Here is a 16,072-nt window from a genome sequence, read left to right as displayed (position 1 = left end):
AATGGCAATTCCGGCATACATGTGGATCAAGGACGATGGCGGCGCCGACATCAAGGGTTCGGTCACCGTTCAGGGTCGCGAAGGCAGCGTCGAAGTGGTAGCGCTTCAGCATGGCGTCAGTATTCCGACCGATTCGAACACCGGCAAGCTGACCGGCACGCGCGTACACCTGCCGATCACCTTCACGAAGGAGACGGACGCCTCGTCGCCGTATCTGTACAAGGCCGTCACCAGCGGTCAGACGCTCAAGTCGATCGAGATCAAGTGGTACAAGATCGACGACGCGGGCAAAGAGAAAGAGTATTTCAACACCAAGCTCGACAACGTGAAGGTCGTCGCGGTGAACCCGAAGATGCACGACATCAAGAACCCGGAGTTCGAAAAGCACAATCATCTCGAAGACGTTCAACTGCGCTACGAGAAGATCACTTGGTCGTACAAGGACGGCAACATCATCCATACCGACACCTGGAACGAACGCTCCTGATGCCGCGCTGCGCCCTGCGCTAACCGGGCGCCGGTCCGTCCGCTCATCGGCGGTTCGGACCGGCTCTCGTCAGCCATTGGACCGTGATGGGATCGTCATAGGACCGTCGTCGACAGCCATTGAGCGGCCATCGCGGGGCGGCACGCGCGTACCGGCACAGCCGAGCGCGCTTGCGTCACGCTCGTATGGCTCTGCTATCGCTTGCTGATCGTTCTTTCATTGCCTCTCACTCGCCGCCTCACTAGCCGCTTGCCGCCATGACTCATCGCGACCTCTCTCCGTATCTGCGCCGCCTCAACGATCACTGCGCCCGCGCGCTCGCCGACGCCGCGAGTCTGTGCGCGACGCGTGCCCATCGTGACATCGAAGTCGAACACTGGTTGATCAAGCTGCTCGAACTGGGCGATGGGGACATCGTGGCAATCATGCGCCGCTACACGCTCGACGTGGACGGAGTCTGGAACGGCCTGCTAAGTGCAATCGACCGCTTGCCACACGACCTGCGCGGCAAGCCCGGCTTGTCCTCCCGGCTCGGGCAACTGCTCGAAGCGGCCTGGCTGCGGGCGTCGCTCGAAGCACAAACACCGCTGATCCGCTCCGCGCATCTGCTGGCGGCGCTCGCGGACATGCCGCAACTGCTGCGTGCACCGGACGCCTGGGCACTGCTCTCGCTGTCGTCCGTGCAGATCGAGCGCCTCATGCCCGAGCTCAACTGGACGTCCGTCGAAGCGCCGGCCAGCAACCCGTGCACGCAGGAGTCGGACAACGTGTCGAACGCGCACGACACATCGGACAGCGCGCTCACGGAAGAGCCCGACTCCGATCTCTTTCCCGCCGTCGCGCGCGCGGGCGGCCTCGCCAAGCCGGTGTCCGAGGCGCTGGACCGCTTCACTCTCGACGTAACGCAGAAAGCGCGCGAAGGGGCAATCGACCCCGTGTTCGGCCGCGACGTCGAGATCCGGCAAATGATCGACATCCTCGCGCGCCGGCGCAAAAACAATCCGATTCTGGTCGGGGAGCCTGGGGTGGGCAAGACCGCACTCGTCGAGGGGCTTGCGCTGAAAATCGCCGAGGGCGACGTGCCCGGCGCGATCCGCGACGTGCGCCTGCTCACGCTCGACCTCGGCTTGCTGCAAGCGGGCGCGGGCGTCAAAGGCGAGTTCGAGCAGCGTCTGAAGAACGTTATTACGGCGGTACAGCAATCGCCCACGCCGATCCTGCTTTTCATCGACGAAGCGCACACATTGATCGGCGCCGGCAACTCCGCAGGCAGCGGCGACGCGGCCAATCTGCTCAAGCCGGCGCTCGCACGCGGAGAGCTGCGCACGATTGCCGCGACCACCTGGTCCGAATACAAGCAGTACTTCGAGCGCGACGCAGCGCTCGAACGCCGTTTCCAGATGGTGAAGGTCGACGAACCCGACGACGAGAATGCATGCCTGATGCTGCGTGGCCTGAAGGAACGCTACGCGCGTCACCACGGCGTGCATATCACGGACGCCGCCGTCAGCGCGGCTGTGCGTCTGTCGCGCCGCTATCTGAGCGGGCGGCAACTGCCCGACAAGGCTGTCGATCTGATCGACACCGCGGCCGCGCGCGTGCGCATGAGCATGGACGCGACGCCGGTCGCAATTGCCGCGCGGCATGCGGAACTGGCCGCGCTGCGTGTTGAGCGCGACGCGCTAGTCGAGGACCAGGGCGCGACATCGGTCGACATGAGCGAGCGGCTTCGCGGCATCGACGCACGCCTCTCGGCCCTCGCCCATGAGGTGGAGGAACTGAACGCGGACTATGCCGGACAGAAGGCTGCAGTTGCGTCGCTCACCGAGCTGCGCGCGCAGTGGCGCGACGCGCCCGACGACTCGGCGCGGCACGACCTCGAGCCGGGAATCCGCGCGGCGCATGCTCGCCTCGCCCGCGACGCGAACGGCGCGCTGATTCATGCCGAGGTCGACGAGGCCGTGATCGCACGCGTCATTGCCGACTGGACCGGCGTGCCGGTCGGCAGCCTGCTCGAAGACGAACTGACCACCCTGCTGGAACTGGAGGCGCGACTTGCGGGCAGCGTCGTAGGCCAGCAGGAGGCGCTTGCCGCATTGGGCAAAACGCTGCGCGCCGCCAAGGCCGGCTTGAAATCCGACGAAGCGCCGCTCGGCGTGTTTCTGCTTGTCGGGCCTTCGGGCGTCGGCAAGACGGAGACGGCACGGGCTTTGGCCGATCTGATGTTCGGCGGTGAACGGGCGCTGATTACGATCAACCTCTCCGAGTACCAGGAAGCGCACACGGTCTCGCAACTGAAGGGCTCGCCGCCCGGTTACGTCGGCTATGGGCGGGGCGGCGTGCTAACCGAAGCGGTGCGTCAACGGCCTTATAGCGTGGTGTTGCTGGACGAGGTGGAAAAGGCCCATCGCGACGTCCTGAATCTGTTTTATCAGGTGTTCGACCGCGGGTTCATGCGCGACGGCGAAGGCCGCGTGATCGACTTCCGCAACACCGTCATCGTGATGACGTCGAACCTGGGCAGCGAGCAGATCATGGCCGCCGTCGAGGGCGCGTCGGAAAGTTCGAACGAAGATGCGGCAGCGGACACAAACCAGGCACCGGCACACCATGCCGAACCGACCAGCGCCATGCTCATGGAGGCAATTCGCCCGCAACTGGTCGAACATTTTCAGCCGGCGTTACTGGCGCGTTTTCAGACCGTCGTGTACCGGCCTCTCACGGCTGAAGCGCTCGCGCAAATCGTGCAGATGAAACTCGATAAGGTTGCTCGTCGCATCGAAAAGCGCTTTGACGTACCGCTTGTCTGCGACGATGCGCTCGTTGCCGAACTCGTGCGTGCGTGCCTGTTGCCCGACTCCGGCGCGCGCAACATCGACAGCCTGCTCGATCAGCAGATTCTTCCAGTGCTTTCACGCGAATTGCTCGAGCGCGTTGCAAGCCATCAGTTGCCGTCGCGAATCAGACTCAGCTATTCCGACGAAACAGGCATTAGCGTCGACTTCGACAGCGACTGCGCTGCGGCGCATCAGGCAGCGGCATGACTCGCGGCCAGGCGTGGCTCCACATGCTGAAGGCGGATGTGCAGCGCGCCTGAACGCGCGTATCGTTTGCGGCGCATGCGGGCGTGGGCAACCATCAGGCGCCGGCCGCCGCGAACGAACGGTGAAAAGACCCGCGCCTCTTCAACCGCGCAACGCATCCGCCATGCGCGGCCGGCCGGCAAAAGCCTACTTTCCTTCGGACAACGCCCTTTCCAGTGCGGCGACGCCGGCGGGCAGATCCACCTTGACGGCCAAGTCCACCATGGTCCGCCCCAACGCGTGCACAGTGCGAAACAGGTTGTGCTCGCGGCACTGCTCGCCCATCTGTCCGATCCGTACAATCGGCAAGCCGAACGACCCCGAAATTTCCACCTGATGTTGCCGCGAAATATGCGCGCACACATCGCCCGGACTCAGACCTGGCGGCACCTCGATTCCCACCACCGAATTCAACCGGCACTCCTTCGGCGCATACAACTGCAAGCCGAGTGCTGTCACGCCGTCCTGCAACGCCACGGAACATTTCTGGTGCCGGGCAAAGCGCTTCTCCAGCGTTTCCGCGCACACCAGCCGCAACGCCTCGTGCAACGCGAGCACGCCCGAGACCGGCGCGGTGTAGTGATACCCCGCGTTGTGCCAGAAGTTCTCAGCGAGCGACGCATCGAGACACCAGTGCGCGTTCGGCGCCGTGCGCCCCTTTACGCGTTCCCAGGCTGCATCGGAAAATGCAATGAGCGACACGCCGGGAATCGACGACAAGCCCTTCTGTCCACCGGTGATGACTGCGTCGATACCCCATGCGTCCATCGCAAGCGGCATGGTGCTCAAGGTGCACACAGCGTCGACTATCACGAGCGCGCCCGCCGCCTTCGCCAACGCAGCAATGTCCTTCAGTTGATAATTCCACACCGTGTTCGACGTCTCGCCCTGCACGACCGTGACGATCTCCGGACGCTCGCGGCGAATCGCTTCGGCAATCTCGTCGAGACTCGCCACCGACCGGTCGGCCACCTCCAGCGTGCTCACGCGCGCGCCGACGCGGCGGCCCATCTCGGCCATCCGTCCGCTGAAAAAGCCATTCTTGATGCTGAGCATGCGCGTGCCTTCCCACGCGAGATTGGAGATCGCCATTTCCATCGCGGCCGATCCCGGTCCCGCGACGCCCAGAACCCACTTCGAATGCGTCTGGAACACGTAGCGCGCCATCGTCTTCACCTGGCTGATCACCTTCACCATGGTCGCGCCCAGGTGATTGATCACGATCGTATTGGCCTTGGCGACGGCGGCCGGAATCGGCACGGGGCCGGCGCCCATCATCAGCAACGGCTCTTCGGGAAGAATGGCGTCGAGCGATTCGACAACCGGACAAGGCACAACAACGGACGTAAGCTTGGATGATGAAGTCGGCATGATCGGTACTTGAAGGAAAACGCAAGATGAACGCACAGCAGCCAACGGCCTCGCGAGCAGTCACGCTGGCGAGGCCGTCGTTCGATCATTCACCGATCCGCGCGATTGCGCAAGTTTTTTGATCTTGCCTCGCGCAACGGTGCGGCGGCGACGCGGTCTCGGCACCGTTCGTTGGCGTCATTTCACCGCGTTCTTGTCGAGTTTCTTGCCGGTTGCCGCATTGAAGCGCTCCACGTATTCCTCGATCAGCCGACGCATCGCCCGCCCGATCTGCCGGTAATCCGACTCGTTGAGGTTGGCGAGCGACACGCGCCCCGACGGATGCTGCGTGCCGAAACCTCGTCCAGGCAACAGTACGACGCGCGCCTCCCGCGCAAGGCGAAATAGCAGCTCCGACGGCTCGGTGTTCTTCAGCAGCCAGTCGACGAACTCGCGCCCGTAGGCCCGCTCGCCGAGGAACTCCACGTCGAGGATCGTGTAGTAATCCACCTGGTTCGGGTCGTCGTCGGCGAACGATATGCCGACCTCTTCGTAGAGCGCCTGCTTGCGCTTGCGGATCAGGCGCTTGAGCGCGTTCTTGTAGGCGTCGGGCGTGTCCATCAGCGAGAACAGCGAAAACAGCACCATCTGCACCTGCTGCGGCGTAGACAGCCCCGCCGTGTGATTGAGCGCCACGGTCCGGCTGTCGGCTACCAGACGGTCGATGAACTTGAGCTTTTCGGGCTCGGTCGTGATCGACTCGTAGCGTTCGTGCAACTGCTTCTTCACGTCCTTCGGCAACTCGGCAATCAACCTGTCTAGCACATTGTCGCGATGCGTCGCGATGGTGCCGAGACGCCAGCCGGTCGCGCCGAAGTACTTTGAATACGAATACACGAGGATCGTGTTCTTCGGCGCGAGCGCGAACAGCGAAACGAAATCGTCGGCGAACGTGCCATATACGTCGTCGGTCAGGAGAATCAGGTCGGGCCGTTCCTTCACGATGTCGGCAATGTAGCGCAGGCTTTCGTCGTCGATCTTCACCGAAGGCGGATTGCTCGGGTTGACGAGGAAGAACGCTTTCACTTTCGGATCGCGCAGCTTGTCGAGTTCGCCCTTCGAATATTGCCAGCCGTTCGCGACATCTGCCTCGAGATTCACGACGTTCAACTGGTAGTCGTTCAGGCGAGGAATTTCGATGTACGGCGTGAAGATCGGCATGCCGAGCGCGATCGTGTCGCCCGCCTTGATGAGGTGATTCTCCCGCATCGTGTTGAAGATGTACGTCATGGCCGCCGTGCCGCCCTCGACGGCGAACACGTCGAACTCGCCGACGAACGGATGGGCGCCGATCATCTCGCGCCGCAAGTACTGGCCGACAATTATTTCGGACAGCTTGAGCATCCGGTCGGGCACCGGGTAGTTCGAGGCCAGAATCCCCTCGCACATTTCATACAGGAAGTCGCCGGCGGACAGTCCTAACTGGTCGCGCACATACGACACTGCCCCGCGCAGGAAGTCGATGCCAGGCACGCCCTTGTTCTCGCGCAGGAACAGATCGAAACGTTCCTCGAGCCCGTCGCGCCGTGGAAACCCGCCGACGCCTTCCGGCATGTAGGCGAACGAGCGCTCCGACTCGCGCATCGCAAAGAGGCCGAGTTGCCAGAAGCCATGACGCGGAACCGTCGCGAGAAAGTTCGGATTGCCGCGCCCCGCGTTGAGCATTGCAACGTTGGCCGGGCGCTCGACAACGCCGCCGCCCGCGGCCTTGATGAGCTCGTCCTTCAACTCGAACGGACTGAGCGCCTCAAAACCCGCTTGCGCCATATCGCCGCGTTTGCTGTCGCCCTTTTCCTTTGCCATGATGCGTTCTCCAATGAGCCAGATGAAAGCGCCGCCGCGCGTTGCCTGCGTGAGGCTGCGGCCAGCGCAAAAAGAGACCGGTAAAGCGCGTTGCTAGACAAGCCCCACTACGAGCGGCCCGAGCAAGGTCAACGCGACGTTTGCAATCGCATACGTAATGGCGAACGGCACGGTGGGCACTGCGCTCTCCGCCTTGTCGAGCACGCCGCCGAATGCCGGATTGGCGCTGCGCGAGCCGGTCAGCGCGCCCGCGAGGATGGCCGCGTTGTTGTAGCGAAGCACGTAGCGGCCGAACAGCATGGTGAGCAGAAGAGGAAACAGCGTGACGAACACACCGAGCAGGAAGATCGTCATACCGCTCTGCTTCACAGTGACCACGGCCTGCAAGCCGGAATTCAGCCCGACCACGGCAACGAAGGCCGCGAGCCCGAAGTCCTTCAGCAACTGCGACGCCGCCGTGGGCATCACGCCGTACATGGGATGCTTGCCGCGCATCCAGCCGAACAGCAGGCCAGCGAGCAGGCAGCCGCCGCCTGAGCCGAGGGTGAGCGGAATGCCGCCGACATTGACAACGATCAGCCCGATCAGCAAGCCAAGCACGAGACCCACGCCCATGTAGATGAAGTCCGTCTTGTTGGTGTAGGGCAGTTCGTAACCGGCGGCCTGGACGGCGCGTTGGGTGTCTTTCGGCGATCCGTAGAAGGTGATCACGTCGCCGTGTTCGAGCTTCGTCTCGGGTAGCAGCGGCAACGGCTGGCCGGCGCGCGACGCGCTCTGGATATACACGCCGTGGCGCATGTCGCGATCCACGATCTCGCGCGCGGCGGCAATCGTCGTGTGATTCATACCCTTGCGCGTGAACACGGCCTGGCGTGTTTGCATGACCACGCCCACGTCGCCGATGTCGGCGACCTCGCTGCCGTTGGAGCCGAACTCGACCACGGCTTCGCGGCGGCCCACCACCAGCACCACGTCGTCGGGCTGGAGTATCAGGTCCGGCGCCGGGTCGAGCAGGTGGCCGCCCCGCTTGATGCGCTCGATGGTCAGCAGGTCGTGGTGCAGCGTCTCTACCTGCTTGACCGACTTGCCTGCGCTGACGTCGATCCGGTATGCGCGCCCAATCAGTTCCGGCAGCGCGAGAAGCTGCCCCGGACCGCCTGACGTTCCACCCGACATGAGTTCGCGCTCTGCCTCGATGGAAGCGTCGCGCAGGCTCTGCCCCATGAACTTCGGCAGGATATTGACGCACACGATAATCGCGCCGAGCGAACCGAACACGTATGTCACCGCGTAGGCAATCGCCACGTCCGACTGCAGCGCCTTGACCTCGTCGGCGGGCAGGCCGAGCCGCGCAATCGCGTCGCCCGCAGTGCCGATGATCGCGGACTGCGTGAGCGCGCCGCCCGCGAGGCCGGCCGCCAGTCCCTTGTTCAGATGGAACAGCTTCGCGCACACCACCACGGTAATCAACGCGGTGACGGCGAGGAACACCGCCATCGCAATCTCACGTAGCGTTTTGCGGTTCAGCGAATTGAAAAAGCCCGGCCCGGAGTCGTAACCGACCGCGTAGATGAAGACGGCGAACATGACGCTTTTCACACCGTTGTCGATCGTGACACCGGCCTGACTGATGACCACCGCCGCAAGCAGCGACCCGCCGACGCCACCCAGCTGGAACTTGCCGAAGTTGATCTGGCCGATGAAGTAGCCGGCTGCCAGCGATAAAAACAGCGCCATCTCCGGTGATTTTTGAAAAACGTGATGTAGCCAGTCCATCATGCCCTCGCTCGATAGTTAGTCTTACTCATTGCATGGCGCTGCGGTCGCGTGAGGCAAGGCGGACCGTTCAACGTGGATGGGCGGCGGGGCCGGCAGCGACCGGTCCCAACGTGGGTGAAAAGGGCGGGAAGGTGCGTGAGTGAGCGTGGCGCCTGGCGGATATCGGCGAAGTTATTGCGAGCCATTGGTCAGTGCCGGCATAAAGACCAATAAGGCGATACCCGCCAGATAGTCGGCACGACCGAAGCGGAGACAGAACGAACAGATTCCGAATGCAGGGCTCGTAAATAGTGCGATCTCCGGTTGAGTCTTCGGCAATTCCGATCATAGTGGGATGACTGATTCACGCGTTCGTTCGCAATCTGCGCAAGCAGACTGCGCAGTCAAATGATGCGTAACCCTTCGCTCGATAAGTGATCTGGCTCAACTGCCCGCCAAAAAAATCAATAGCGTCATATCCCACACGTAGTTGGGAAACAGCAATGCGGCACTAAGTCGCTGTCGTTCACGGTCCAACTGGGAGCAGCGCTGAAGGCGAAAACCGCAACCGGAACCGCAAGTGCCACAGCGCTGGAATTCGGTTCACGAGCTTTTTTAAGTTATGAAAGTTTAGGATGCCTGTCAACGCTATTTTTTTCGTCGATTAACCTTGAACTTCGCAAAAGGTGGATCTAAGCAAAGCGCATTCTCATGCGCTTTGTCAGATTACGATTGCGATAACTTCGTTATACTCGTTCGCGCCGGGCTGTGGCGCACGTCGCATTAAGCGTGAATTGACCGCGCGGCCGTACGCGATATTCAGGAGTAGGCAATGCGCATGATTTTGTTCAGCAGCCGCCAATACGATGTCGAAACTTTCACTGAAGCGAATGCGGCGCATCGCTATGAACTGCATTTCCAGGAATCGCATCTGGATAGTGAAACCGCTGTTCTCGCCCGCGGCTATGACGTGGTGTGTCCGTTCGTCAACGACCTGGCCGACGCTGCGGTGCTGGAACGCCTGCATGCGGGCGGCACGCGCATGATCGCGTTGCGCTCCGCTGGCTTCAATCACGTCGACCTCGCGGCGGCCGAGCGCCTTGGCATTGCCGTCGCTCGCGTGCCGGCCTATTCGCCGCATGCGGTTGCCGAGCATGCCGTCGGCCTCATTCTCGCGTTGAACCGACGCATTCCGCGCGCCGTCGCGCGAACGCGTGAAGGCGATTTCTCGCTGCACGGGCTGCTGGGTTTCGATCTGCACGGCAAGACTGTCGGCATAATCGGCACCGGGATGATTGGCCGCGTGTTCGGACGCATCATGGCGGGCTTCGGCATGCGCGTGCTTGCGCACGATCCAGGCACGCCAGCCGACGATCTGCTCGCGCTCGGCGCGCGTTACGTCGCGCTGGACACGCTGCTCGCGGAATCGGACATTGTCAGCCTGCATTGTCCGCTGGTGCCGTCTACGTACCATCTGATCGACGCGGCGGCGCTCGCCAGGATGAAGCGTGGTGCGATGCTGATCAACACCGGGCGCGGCGGTCTTGTCGAGAGCAACGCGCTCGTCGGTGCGCTGAAGGACGGCCAGCTTGGCCATCTGGGGCTCGACGTCTACGAAGAAGAAGGCGGCCTGTTCTTCGAGGACCATTCGAATCTGCCGCTGCAAGACGACGTGCTCGCCCGTCTGCTGATGTTCCCAAATGTAATCGTGACCGCGCACCAGGCGTTCTTTACACGCGAGGCAATGAACGAGATCGCGCAGACCACGCTCGCGAACGTCGCGGCGTGGCAGGCCGGCACACCCCGCAATGCGGTGCGCGCAAACGGTTAGATCCGTGTTTGCGGCGCGCCTCGCGCATTCGCCCAACTCGCACCACTCGGCCCAGTCGGCCCACCCGGCGAGCCGAGCCGCTACACGCCACCCCCACCGGGCGTAACGCAACGGATCGCCGTGCGGGCGTCGTCCGCTGCGCCGCACAACTCACGCAGCAATGCCGACTCGCGCTCGTGCACTTCGACGGGAAACCAGCGCGCCCCGGCCTCAGCGAGATAGCGCGCGCGATGCTGGCCATTTCGAAACGACACGACACCCTCGCGTTGCAGGCCCAGCCAGCCGAGCAAGCCGGGCGCACGGCGCGTCGAGATGGTCACGTACGGCATTTGGGGAACGCGCGGATTGTCGGGATCGAGAAACTCGCGAATGCCGCGCACTTTTCCCGCATGCCATTCGGCAATGGGCTTCAGCACATAATCGGTGTTGTCGCGATCGGCGCACGCGAGCAGTTTGCGCGCGTCGACGAGCACGACCTGATGCCGCGTACCGTCCGCGACGAAGACGCGTTTCAGACGCACATGGTCGTACCATGAATGCCGATCGAGCGGCACTATCCAGACTGTTTCGACGCAGGCCCGCGCATCCGCGGACGATGAATTGGACAAAGGCAAAGGCAGGCTCGAGAAGCTGGCAGCAGTGCGCCAGCGCGTTAAGAGAGCGCTAACGCTACGAGTCGATTGTGAAAGAAGCATGACAAGCCACGGTATTAACTGCTCTGCATGAGCGCTGCAAAAGCGCACGATCCCACGAGGGGCGAGGGAACGGGCGGGCGCGGACCTTCAAGGACACAACGATGACCGACACGCGAAATTTCAATCAGCATGTGCGCATCGAGGCTAATCACGATAACGGCGTAGCAACGATCGTGCTTGAGCGTCCGGAGCGCCGTAATGCAGTAGACCGCCACGTCGCCGATGCGTTGAGCGCCGCCTTCCAGTGCTTCGAGGCCGAGCCCGCGTGGCGCGCGGCCGTGCTGTTCGGCGCGGGCGGCACCTTCTGCGCGGGCGCCGACCTGAGCGCGCTCGCCGACGAAGCGCGCCGCAACCAGATCAGCGCGGACGGCGGCGGCTCAGGGCCGATGGGACCGACGCGCATGAATTTCGCGAAGCCGGTCATCGCCGCGATTGCGGGCTATGCAGTCGCGGGCGGGCTGGAACTCGCGGCCATGTGCGACCTGCGAGTCGTCGAGGAGGACGCGGTGCTCGGCGTGTTCTGCCGCCGGGTGGGCATTCCGTTGATCGACGGCGGGACGATCCGCTTGCCCCGCCTGATCGGCCTGTCGCGCGCGCTCGACCTGATTCTCACAGGACGCGCGGTGAGCGCGCAGGAGGCGCTCGCCTTCGGGCTGGCCAATCGCGTGGTCCGCACCGGCGAGGCGCGCGCGTCGGCGGAGCGACTTGCGGCCGAACTGGCCGCGTTTCCGCAGGCGGCGCTGCTGGCCGACCGCCGCTCGGCGCTGGAAAACAGCCCGCTGGAAAATCTCGCGGAGGCCCTGCGGCGGGAGGGCGCGGGCGGCTATCAGGCGGTATTCGAGGAGGGCTTCGCGGGCGCCGAGCGTTTTGCCCGGGGCGCGGGCCGGCACGGGAAAGCGCTGGGTCCGCAGGACGGCGGGGCCTAGCGTTGAGTTCGGGCTCGGCGCAAAAGCCGCACTCCCCGGCGCTCAGCACTATCGTTTTGACTTAGGTAGAATCCCTGATTTCCTTGCCTCGTCCGGTGCATGCGCTCTCGTCCCGAAGACGCGCGCCGGCCGCGCGACGCCTGCGCCGCGCCGACTCACAGTCCACCGACATGCCTTTGCCCCTGCTTGCTCTTGCCGTCGCCGCCTTTGGCATCGGCACTACTGAATTCGTCATCATGGGGCTCCTGCCCAATGTCGCGCGCGACCTGTCGGTCTCCATTCCGGCGGCAGGCATGCTGGTCTCGGCCTATGCGCTGGGCGTGACGATCGGCGCGCCGATCGTGGCGATCGCGGTCGCCAATATGCCGCGCAAGAAAGCGTTGATGAGCCTGATCGGGGTATTCATCGTCGGCAATCTGCTGTGTGCGCTCGCGCCGGGCTATGCGGTGCTCATGGCCGCGCGCATCGTCACCGCCTTTTGCCACGGCGCGTTCTTCGGAATCGGCTCGGTGGTGGCCGCCGGGCTCGTCGCGCCGAACCGCCGCGCGCAGGCCATCGCGCTGATGTTCACTGGCCTCACGCTCGCCAACGTGCTGGGTGTGCCGCTCGGCACCGCGCTCGGCCAGGCGGCCGGCTGGCGCGCGACCTTCTGGGCCGTGACCGGCATCGGCATTGCCGCGGCCGCCGCGTTGGCGGTGTGCCTGCCCGCAAAGATCGAGATGCAGAAGGCGAGCCTCGTGCGCGAGTTCAGCGTGCTGAAGAATCCGCAAGTGCTGATGGTGCTCGGCATCAGCGTGCTGGCATCGGCCAGCCTGTTCTCGACATTCACCTACATCACGCCGATTCTCGAAGACGTGACCGGCTTTACGCCGCACGCGGTCACGCTGGTGCTGCTGCTCTTCGGCCTTGGTCTGACCGTTGGCAGCACGCTTGGCGGCAAGCTCGCCGACTGGCGGCTCATGCCTTCGCTGGTGGCCTTCCTGTTCGCCATCGTCGTGATCCTGACGATTTTCGCCGGCACCATGCACGCCGAAATCCCGGCGATGATCACTATCTTCGCGTGGGGCGTTCTGGCGTTCGCCATCGTGCCGCCGCTGCAAATGCTGATTGTCGACCGCGCGAGCCACGCGCCGAATCTCGCGTCGACGTTGAACCAGGGTGCGTTCAACCTCGGCAATGCAATGGGCGCGTGGCTGGGCGGCATGGCGATCGGCTCGGGCGCGCCGCTGACCATGCTGCCGTGGGTCGGCGTGGCGACATCCGTTGGCGCGCTGGCGCTGACGTTGTGGTCGGTGTCCATCGACCGGCGCGCGCAGCGCATGGCCGTGGCGGGGTAAGCGCGGTTCGAAAACGCCTCGCCGCGCGCCGGCCGGCCTGATGCGGCCGGCGCGCCTTCATCACTCGTGCGCCGCGAGAATCTCGCCGACGCAGGTACCGAACCCCACGCGATAACCGTCGCCCTGGCACCAGCCCGCAAGCGTCAATTCATCGCCGTCTTCAATGAAGCTGCGCGTGCCGCCCTCTTTCAGCTCGAGCGGCTTTTTGCCGTTCCACGTCAGTTCGAGCAGGCTGCCGTATGAATCTTCCGTCGGACCGCTGATCGTGCCCGAGCCCATCAGGTCGCCCACTCGCGTGTTGCAGCCCGACACCGTGTGATGGGCGAGCTGCTGCGCCATCGTCCAGTACATATGCCTGAAGTTGGTCCGCGCGATCGTTGTCGCCTGACTGGCGCCTTGCGGACGCAGTTTCACTTCCAGGTTGATGTCGAACGCATGCTGACCGTCATGCCGCAGGTACGCCAGCGGCTGTGGCTGCTGCACCGGCTGCGCGACGCGAAACGGCTCGAGTGCATCGAGCGTGACGATCCACGGCGAAATGGTGGTCGCGAACGTCTTCGCATTGAACGGACCGAGCGGCACGTATTCCCATTGCTGGATGTCGCGCGCGCTCCAGTCGTTCAGCAGCACCATGCCGAAGATGTGTGCTTCGGCGTCCTCACACGCAATCGGCTCGCCCAACGCGTTGCCGCTGCCGATTACAAAGCCAGTCTCCAGTTCGATATCGAGCTTGCGGCACGCGCCGAACACCGGCCGTTCCTGATCGGGCAACTTCAGTTGGCCATTGGGCCGACGCACCGGCGTGCCGCTCACCACGACCGACGACGCGCGCCCGTTGTAACCAATCGGCATCTCGGACCAGTTCGGCAGTAGCGCGCTCTTCGGATCGCGAAACATGGAGCCGACGTTCGTGGCATGTTCTTTCGACGAGTAAAAGTCGGTGTAGCCGGGGATCTGCACCGGCAGATGAAGCTGCGCATGCGCCGCGCGCACCAGTGCTTTCCCGCGCAGCTCGGCGTCGTCACGCAGGGTGGCCGTCTCCCGCGCAAGCAGGTCGCTCAACTGGATGCGCACGCTGCGCCACGCGTCGCGGCCAAGCGAGATGAAGTCGTTCAGGCTATCGCGCGCAAACACGTCGGCGCCCGATGGCAGCTTCAGCAGCCCTGCGGCCTGCAATGCGGCCAGATCGACGATTTCATCGCCTATCGCCACGCCCGCGCGGCGCGCGGCGTTGCCGGTATCGCTGAAGATGCCGAACGGCAGGTTCTGAATCGGAAAGTCGTGACCCGGCTGGTTGGCCGACTCGACCCAGCTCTTGCGTAACGGATCAAGCGTTGCCTGAAGACTGCTCACTGCGCTCATCGTTGCTCCGGATTGAAGTGTTTCTTGAGACCCTGCCAGCACTCGTAGTAATGCGCCTGAAGTTGCGCGGTTTCGAGCGCAAAGCGCGTCGGCTTGATCAGCGTGCGCGTTTCGAACATGAAGGCCATGGTGTCGCCCACCTTGTTGGGCTTCGACGTATCGCTGCGCGACGCTTTCTCGAAGGTCTCGGCGTCGGGGCCGTGGCCGGACATGCAGTTGTGCAGGCTCGCGCCGCCCGGCATGAAGCCCTCGGCCTTCGCGTCGTACACGCCGTGCACGAGACCCATGAACTCGCTCGCCACATTGCGATGGAACCACGGCGGGCGGAACGTATCTTCGGCGGCGAGCCAGCGGGGCGGAAAAATCACGAAGTCGATTGAGTCGACGCCCGGCGTGTCGCTTTGCGATTGCAGCACGAGAAAGATCGACGGATCGGGATGGTCGAAGCTGATCGAGCCGATTGTGTTGAAGCGCCGCAGGTCGTATTTGTACGGCGCGTAGTTGCCGTGCCACGCCACCACGTCGAGCGGCGAGTGGCCAATGTCCGCGCGCCACAGATTGCCGTTCATCTTCGCGACCAGCTCGAAGTTGCCTTCGCGGTCCTCATAGGCGGCATGCGGCGTGAGAAAGTCGCGCGGATTGGCGAGACCGTTCGAGCCGATTGGACCCAGGTCAGGCAAGCGCAGTAACGCCCCGAAGTTTTCGCAGATGTAACCACGTGCGGCGCTGTCCGGCAGGTTCACGGCAAAGCGCACGCCGCGCGGAATCACCGCGATCTCGAACGGTTGAACGTCGAGCTGGCCCAGCTCGGTGGCGATCTCGAGCCGCCCTTGCTGCGGCACGATCAGCAGCTCGCCGTCCGCGTTGTAGAAGAAGCGGTCGGTCATCGAGCGATTCGCGGCGTACACGTGAATCGCGCAGCCGCTCATCGATTCGGCCGCGCCGTTGCCCGCCATCGTCACCCAGCCGTCGACAAAATCGGTCGGCCCGGTCGGCATGGGCAACGGGTCCCAGCGCAACTGGTCAGGCGGGGTTGGCGGTACATCGGCGAAATTGGCGACGATGCGCTCCGAAGGCAGGCGCGTGAACGGCTTGTGCACGGCTGCCGGACGGATGCGGTACAGCCACGAACGCCGGTTATGGCCGCGCGGCGCGGTGAACGCGGTGCCCGACAACTGTTCGGCGTACAAACCATAGGCGACACGCTGCGGCGAGTTACGCCCTTCCGGCAGCGCGCCGGGCAGCGCCTCGGTCGCGAATTCGTTGGCAAAGCCGGACTGGTAGCCGGGCTCGATCTCGAGCCGCGAACTCAGCGTGTTCGGCTCACGGGTTGGGGTATGCATACAAGGTCCTCCGTTGATGCGGTTTATGTCTCACGCG

The 16,072-nt window shown here is 63.8% G+C and carries 11 protein-coding genes; 5 read left to right on the top strand and 6 right to left on the bottom strand.

Going from position 1 to position 16,072, the window contains the following annotated elements:
- The first annotated feature begins 1 nt into the window (after window position 1).
- Both F757_RS0113080 and tssH read left to right on the top strand, forming a co-directional pair.
- Window positions 2–487, top strand: a complete 486-nt coding sequence (locus F757_RS0113080; protein ID WP_013338144.1) for an Hcp family type VI secretion system effector — start codon at window positions 2–4, stop codon at window positions 485–487.
- Between the two features lie 257 nt (window positions 488–744).
- The gene (gene tssH / locus F757_RS0113075) at window positions 745–3,531 is read left to right on the top strand and encodes a type VI secretion system ATPase TssH (RefSeq protein ID WP_027211773.1); all 2,787 of its coding nucleotides are present in this window, start codon (window positions 745–747) and stop codon (window positions 3,529–3,531) included.
- Window positions 3,532–3,717: 186 nt separating this feature from the next.
- On the opposite strand, the gene F757_RS0113070 is transcribed toward tssH, so the two are convergent.
- The 3 genes from F757_RS0113070 to aspT all read right to left on the bottom strand — a co-directional run bounded on the left by F757_RS0113070 (window position 3,718) and on the right by aspT (window position 8,559).
- Entirely contained in the window at window positions 3,718–4,941 is a 1,224-nt protein-coding gene (locus F757_RS0113070; RefSeq protein WP_027211772.1) for a pyridoxal-phosphate-dependent aminotransferase family protein, read from the bottom strand.
- Window positions 4,942–5,118: 177 nt separating this feature from the next.
- Window positions 5,119–6,783 (bottom strand): bifunctional aspartate transaminase/aspartate 4-decarboxylase, encoded by a 1,665-nt coding sequence (locus F757_RS0113065; RefSeq protein ID WP_027211771.1) that lies wholly within the window; start codon window positions 6,781–6,783, stop codon window positions 5,119–5,121.
- Between the two features lie 93 nt (window positions 6,784–6,876).
- A complete protein-coding gene (gene aspT, locus F757_RS0113060) occupies window positions 6,877–8,559 on the bottom strand; it encodes an aspartate-alanine antiporter (protein ID WP_027211770.1) in 1,683 nt (560 codons plus the stop codon).
- 814 nt (window positions 8,560–9,373) lie between these two features.
- On the opposite strand from aspT, the gene F757_RS0113055 reads away from it, so the two are divergent.
- Complete coding sequence (locus F757_RS0113055) at window positions 9,374–10,372, top strand: 2-hydroxyacid dehydrogenase (RefSeq protein WP_027211769.1); 999 nt, start codon at window positions 9,374–9,376, stop codon at window positions 10,370–10,372.
- A gap of 80 nt (window positions 10,373–10,452) precedes the next feature.
- On the opposite strand, the gene F757_RS0113050 is transcribed toward F757_RS0113055, so the two are convergent.
- Entirely contained in the window at window positions 10,453–11,067 is a 615-nt protein-coding gene (locus F757_RS0113050) for a plasmid fertility inhibition factor family protein (protein WP_027211768.1), read from the bottom strand.
- 101 nt (window positions 11,068–11,168) lie between these two features.
- Here F757_RS0113050 and F757_RS0113045 point away from each other — a divergent pair, with 101 nt between their 5' ends.
- Window positions 11,169–11,993 (top strand): crotonase/enoyl-CoA hydratase family protein, encoded by an 825-nt coding sequence (locus tag F757_RS0113045; protein ID WP_027211767.1) that lies wholly within the window; start codon window positions 11,169–11,171, stop codon window positions 11,991–11,993.
- A gap of 170 nt (window positions 11,994–12,163) precedes the next feature.
- Window positions 12,164–13,330, top strand: coding sequence for an MFS transporter (locus F757_RS0113040; RefSeq protein ID WP_027211766.1), 1,167 nt, complete (start codon window positions 12,164–12,166; stop codon window positions 13,328–13,330).
- Between the two features lie 60 nt (window positions 13,331–13,390).
- Here the strand turns inward: F757_RS0113040 and fahA are convergent, their stop codons facing one another.
- Window positions 13,391–14,692, bottom strand: a complete 1,302-nt coding sequence (fahA, locus tag F757_RS0113035; RefSeq protein ID WP_027211765.1) for a fumarylacetoacetase — start codon at window positions 14,690–14,692, stop codon at window positions 13,391–13,393.
- Window positions 14,689–16,035 (bottom strand): homogentisate 1,2-dioxygenase, encoded by a 1,347-nt coding sequence (gene hmgA, locus F757_RS0113030; protein ID WP_035466738.1) that lies wholly within the window; start codon window positions 16,033–16,035, stop codon window positions 14,689–14,691. The genes fahA and hmgA overlap by 4 nt, the downstream gene beginning before the upstream one ends.
- Between the last annotated feature and the right edge of the window lie 37 nt (window positions 16,036–16,072).

It is taken from the genome of Burkholderia sp. WSM2232 (genome assembly GCF_000472545.1).
GTDB lineage: Bacteria > Pseudomonadota > Gammaproteobacteria > Burkholderiales > Burkholderiaceae > Paraburkholderia.
Note: the sequence above shows the minus strand (reverse complement) of the source record. Positions and strands in the feature narration are given on the sequence as shown.

Coding starts and splice junctions, on each gene's coding strand:
- fahA (WP_027211765.1), bottom strand. CDS start 14,692: ATGAGCGCAGTGAGCAGTCTTCAGGCAACGCTTGATCCGTTACGCAAG.
- F757_RS0113055 (WP_027211769.1), top strand. CDS start 9,374: ATGCGCATGATTTTGTTCAGCAGCCGCCAATACGATGTCGAAACTTTC.
- F757_RS0113080 (WP_013338144.1), top strand. CDS start 2: ATGGCAATTCCGGCATACATGTGGATCAAGGACGATGGCGGCGCCGAC.
- tssH (WP_027211773.1), top strand. CDS start 745: ATGACTCATCGCGACCTCTCTCCGTATCTGCGCCGCCTCAACGATCAC.
- hmgA (WP_035466738.1), bottom strand. CDS start 16,035: ATGCATACCCCAACCCGTGAGCCGAACACGCTGAGTTCGCGGCTCGAG.
- F757_RS0113065 (WP_027211771.1), bottom strand. CDS start 6,783: ATGGCAAAGGAAAAGGGCGACAGCAAACGCGGCGATATGGCGCAAGCG.
- aspT (WP_027211770.1), bottom strand. CDS start 8,559: ATGGACTGGCTACATCACGTTTTTCAAAAATCACCGGAGATGGCGCTG.
- F757_RS0113070 (WP_027211772.1), bottom strand. CDS start 4,941: ATGCCGACTTCATCATCCAAGCTTACGTCCGTTGTTGTGCCTTGTCCG.
- F757_RS0113045 (WP_027211767.1), top strand. CDS start 11,169: ATGACCGACACGCGAAATTTCAATCAGCATGTGCGCATCGAGGCTAAT.
- F757_RS0113050 (WP_027211768.1), bottom strand. CDS start 11,067: ATGCTTCTTTCACAATCGACTCGTAGCGTTAGCGCTCTCTTAACGCGC.
- F757_RS0113040 (WP_027211766.1), top strand. CDS start 12,164: ATGCCTTTGCCCCTGCTTGCTCTTGCCGTCGCCGCCTTTGGCATCGGC.